This window comes from Bacillus sp. FAU18 (assembly GCF_056033885.1).
In genome coordinates, this window is sequence record NZ_JBVYHZ010000003.1 from 1061417 (window position 1) to 1065781 (window position 4365).

The 4365-nt window shown below is 45.5% G+C and carries 5 protein-coding genes; all 5 read left to right on the top strand.

What is annotated here, in order from left to right:
- The first annotated feature begins 28 nt into the window (after positions 1 to 28).
- From AC0OMU_RS05780 to AC0OMU_RS05800, 5 genes are read left to right on the top strand one after another with little or no spacing between them, the layout of a single operon-like run.
- Positions 29 to 277 (top strand): acyl carrier protein, encoded by a 249-nt coding sequence (locus tag AC0OMU_RS05780; protein ID WP_003231809.1) that lies wholly within the window; start codon positions 29 to 31, stop codon positions 275 to 277.
- Positions 255 to 1502, top strand: coding sequence for a polyketide biosynthesis malonyl-ACP decarboxylase PksF (gene pksF, locus AC0OMU_RS05785; protein WP_474240956.1), 1248 nt, complete (start codon positions 255 to 257; stop codon positions 1500 to 1502). The genes AC0OMU_RS05780 and pksF overlap by 23 nt, the downstream gene beginning before the upstream one ends.
- Positions 1503 to 2765 carry a polyketide biosynthesis 3-hydroxy-3-methylglutaryl-ACP synthase PksG gene (pksG, locus tag AC0OMU_RS05790; RefSeq protein ID WP_015383707.1) on the top strand — a complete coding sequence of 421 codons (1263 nt, stop codon included), beginning with the start codon at positions 1503 to 1505 and terminating at the stop codon, positions 2763 to 2765.
- Positions 2753 to 3532 (top strand): enoyl-CoA hydratase/isomerase, encoded by a 780-nt coding sequence (locus AC0OMU_RS05795; protein WP_474240957.1) that lies wholly within the window; start codon positions 2753 to 2755, stop codon positions 3530 to 3532. The genes pksG and AC0OMU_RS05795 overlap by 13 nt, the downstream gene beginning before the upstream one ends.
- A 39-nt stretch (positions 3533 to 3571) precedes the next feature.
- Positions 3572 to 4321, top strand: a complete 750-nt coding sequence (locus tag AC0OMU_RS05800; protein ID WP_474240958.1) for a polyketide synthase — start codon at positions 3572 to 3574, stop codon at positions 4319 to 4321.
- Positions 4322 to 4365: the final 44 nt, after the last annotated feature.

The following is a 4365-nucleotide window of genomic DNA, read 5'->3' on the forward strand; positions in this document are numbered from 1 at the left end:
AATAATCCCTTGAAGGAGAGAGCGCATTATGGATAAACAGAGAATCTTTGAAGTATTAATCACCAATATTTGCGAGGTGCTTCCTGAATTAGACGGACACAGATTTGAGCCTGAAGATCAGTTAGTTGAGCTAGGAGCTGACTCTGTAGACAGAGCTGAAATTATCACGATGGTGCTAGAGGATTTATCGCTAAAAATCCCTCGCATTGAGCTATCCGGGGTGAAAAACATCGGTGAATTAGCTGAGGTGCTTTATGACAAAGTGCAATCTGCCTGAGGTGGTGGTGACCGGTGTAGGCGTCACGGCCTCCATAGGTCAAGGAAAAGAGGACTTTGCTTCCTCGCTCTTGTCCGGCAGACATGCCTTTGATGTCATGAAGCGTTCAGGCAGACAAAAAGACAGCCGGTTTATCGGAGCCGAAATTGCGTCATTGTCTTATCCTGACCGACTCTCTAAAAAAATGTTGCGAAAAGCATCATTTTCCAGCCGCGCTGCATTGGTAACTCTCACAGAGGCTTGGGAGGAGGCTAAATTGGACGATTCAGATTCCTCACGTATCGGACTGGTTGTTGGCGGATCAAATTTTCAACAGAGAGAAAACTTTGAAGTTTATGAAAGGTATCAAGACCGCTCCGGTTTTATTTCTCCGGCGTATGGTCTGTCTTTCATGGACAGCGATCTTTGCGGGATATGTACAGATCAGTTTGGCATCACGGGATTAGCATATACGGTGGGAGGAGCTTCGGCCAGCGGCCAGTTAGCAGTCATTCATGCGATTCAGCAAGTCCTGTCAGGCGAAGTTGATACTTGCATAGCACTTGGTGCTTTAATGGATCTTTCTTATATGGAATGCGAGGCGCTAAGGGCTTTAGGCGCTATGGGGACGGACAAATATGCTGATGAACCTGAAAATGCGTGCCGTCCCTTCGATCAAAACAGAGACGGGTTTATCTATGGAGAATCGTGCGGTGCATTGGTAATAGAACGAAAGGAGACGGCTTTACGAAGAGGTCTAATACCTTATGCAGCATTATCTGGCTGGTCAATCAAACTGGACGGAAACCGGAATCCTGATCCTTCATTAGAAGGAGAGATTCATGTCATCCAGAAGGCACTGGAGCGTGCCAGGCTTTTACCAGAAGATATTGATTATATTAATCCTCATGGAACAGGCTCTTTTATTGGAGATGAAATAGAATTAAAGGCGCTCCGTGCATGCCGGCTTTCCCATGCTTATATCAATGCAACAAAATCGATAACCGGACACGGGCTTAGTGCGGCGGGCATCGTAGAGATTATTTCTGTTTTGCTGCAAATGAAAAAATCTGCCCTGCATCCGAGCAGGAATTTGGATCATCCAATCGATGATTCCTTTCATTGGGTAAATGAGAAATCGATTTCATACCGCATCAAAAATGCGCTGAGCTTAAGCATGGGGTTTGGCGGAATGAACACCGCGGTTTGTATACAAAACATTGAGAAATGTGGAGGCGAATCATAAATGGTTTCAGCCGGAATAGAAGCGATGAATGTCTTTGGCGGAACGGCATACCTTGATGTCATGGAGCTGGCCAAATACAGACACTTAGATACTGCGAGATTTGAAAACTTATTAATGAAAGAAAAAGCGGTAGCACTGCCTTATGAAGATCCCGTGACCTTCGGAGTCAATGCAGCTAAGCCGATTATTGATGCTTTATCTGAAGCAGAGAAGGACCGGATTGAATTGCTGATCACTTGCTCTGAATCCGGGATCGACTTTGGGAAATCGTTAAGTACATATATCCATGAATATTTAGGTCTCAACCGCAACTGCCGTTTGTTTGAGGTTAAACAGGCGTGTTATTCAGGGACAGCGGGATTTCAGATGGCGGTGAATTTTATATTATCCCAGACTTCTCCGGGTGCCAAAGCACTGGTTATCGCCAGTGATATTTCACGTTTTTTAATCGCTGAGGGCGGAGACGCTTTAAGCGAAGATTGGTCTTATGCGGAACCGAGCGCCGGAGCGGGAGCGGTGGCCGTTTTAGTTGGCGAAAATCCCGAGGTGTTTCAGATAGATCCCGGAGCAAATGGTTATTACGGCTATGAAGTGATGGACACGTGCCGCCCCATTCCCGACAGTGAAGCGGGAGATTCTGATCTGTCTTTAATGTCATATTTGGATTGCTGCGAACAGACTTTTCTGGAATATCAAAAGCGTGTACCGGGTGCCAATTATCAGGACACGTTTCAATATCTTGCTTACCATACGCCCTTTGGCGGGATGGTGAAAGGTGCGCACCGGACAATGATGCGTAAGGTGGCGAAGGTGAAAACATCTGGGATTGAGCCGGATTTTTTAACTCGTGTAAAACCAGGTTTAAACTACTGTCAACGGGTTGGAAATATTATGGGGGCAGCCTTGTTTCTGGCATTGGCCAGCACGATAGACCAAGGGAGATTTGATACGCCTAAACGAATTGGCTGTTTTTCCTACGGATCCGGCTGCTGTTCTGAATTTTACAGCGGAATTACAACTCCGCAAGGCCAGGAGCGTCAGCGAACATTTGGTATTGAGAAGCATTTGGACCGCCGCTATCAGCTCTCCATGGAAGAGTATGAGCTGCTGTTTAAGGGGAGCGGGATGGTGCGGTTTGGGACGCGCAATGTAAAGCTGGACTTTGAGATGATACCGGGCATCATGCAGTCCACTCAAGAGAAGCCGCGCTTGTTTTTAGAAGAAATTTCTGAGTTTCATCGGAAGTACAGGTGGATCTCGTGACCTATCAAACGATAAAGGTCCGCTTTCAAGCGTCGGTTTGCTATATTACCTTTCACCGTCCTGAAGCGAATAATACGATTAATGACACGCTGATAGAAGAATGCTTGCAAGTGTTAAACCAATGTGAAACATCAACGGTGACGGTTGTCGTTTTAGAGGGGCTTCCCGAGGTGTTTTGTTTCGGAGCTGATTTTCAAGAAATCTATCAGGAAATGAAAAGGGGCAGAAAACAGGCAAGCTCCCAAGAGCCTCTCTATGATTTGTGGCTGAAATTGCAGACCGGTCCTTACGTCACGATATCTCATGTCAGGGGAAAAGTGAATGCAGGCGGTCTTGGATTCGTATCTGCCACAGATATTGCCATTGCTGATCAGACGGCGTCATTCAGTCTCTCTGAGCTGCTATTCGGCCTGTACCCTGCTTGTGTTTTACCGTTTCTGATCCGCCGTATCGGCTGGCAGAAAGCGCATTATATGACGCTTATGACAAAGCCGATTTCCGTTCAGGAAGCCAGTGAATGGGGGTTAATAGATGCTTTTGATGCTGAAAGTGACGTGCTGCTGAGAAAGCATTTATTGCGTTTGCGGAGGCTGAATAAAAAAGGAATCGCACATTATAAACAGTTTATGAGCTCACTTGATCATCAAGTCAGTCGTGCGAAAGCCACCGCTTTAACTGCAAATCAAAACATGTTTTCTGATCCTCAAAACCAAATGGGAATCATCAGGTATGTTGAAACAGGACAATTCCCATGGGAGGATCAGTAACCGTTTAAAAATGACAATCAGAACCGTTAGGAGGACATCATGACGCATTCTGTTGTAGAGCTTATCGAAATTGAATCCGCCATTATTCAGGTAAAGATGCAAGATCGCACTCATAAAAACGCGTTTTCACAAGAACTTACAGACGGTTTAATTCAAGCGTTTGAATTCATACGGCAGAACCCCAAATACAAAGCGGTTATTTTGACAGGATATGATAATTATTTTGCTTCAGGAGGAACGCAAGAAGGACTGCTTCGAATTCAGCAGGGATTGACCAAGTTCACTGATGACAATCTTTATTCTCTGGCGCTGGATTGTGAGATTCCAGTTATTGCGGCAATGCAGGGCCATGGAATTGGAGGCGGCTTTGTCATGGGGCTCTTTGCTGACATAGTCATTCTGAGCAGAGAAAGCGTGTATACGGCTAATTTTATGAAATACGGATTTACGCCTGGAATGGGCGCTACCTTTATCGTTCCTAAAAAACTGGGTTTCAGCCTGTCCCAGGAAATATTATTGAATGCGGGCAGCTACCGCGGAGCTGATCTTGAAAAAAGAGGGGTTCCTTTTAAGGTGCTGCCCCGTGCAGAAGTGTTAGATTATGCAGTGGAGCTGGCGCAAGAACTGGCGGAAAAGCCGAGAAACTCACTGGTTACACTGAAAGATCATTTGGTTGCCCCGCTTCGCGATCAGCTGCCGCGCGTCATTGAACAGGAATTGATGATGCATGAGAAAACATTTCATCATGAAGAAGTCAAAAGTAGAATCAAAGGTTTATATGGTAATTAACTGAAAATATATATAAATTTTGCAGGTGAAATGGAGGCAGCGTG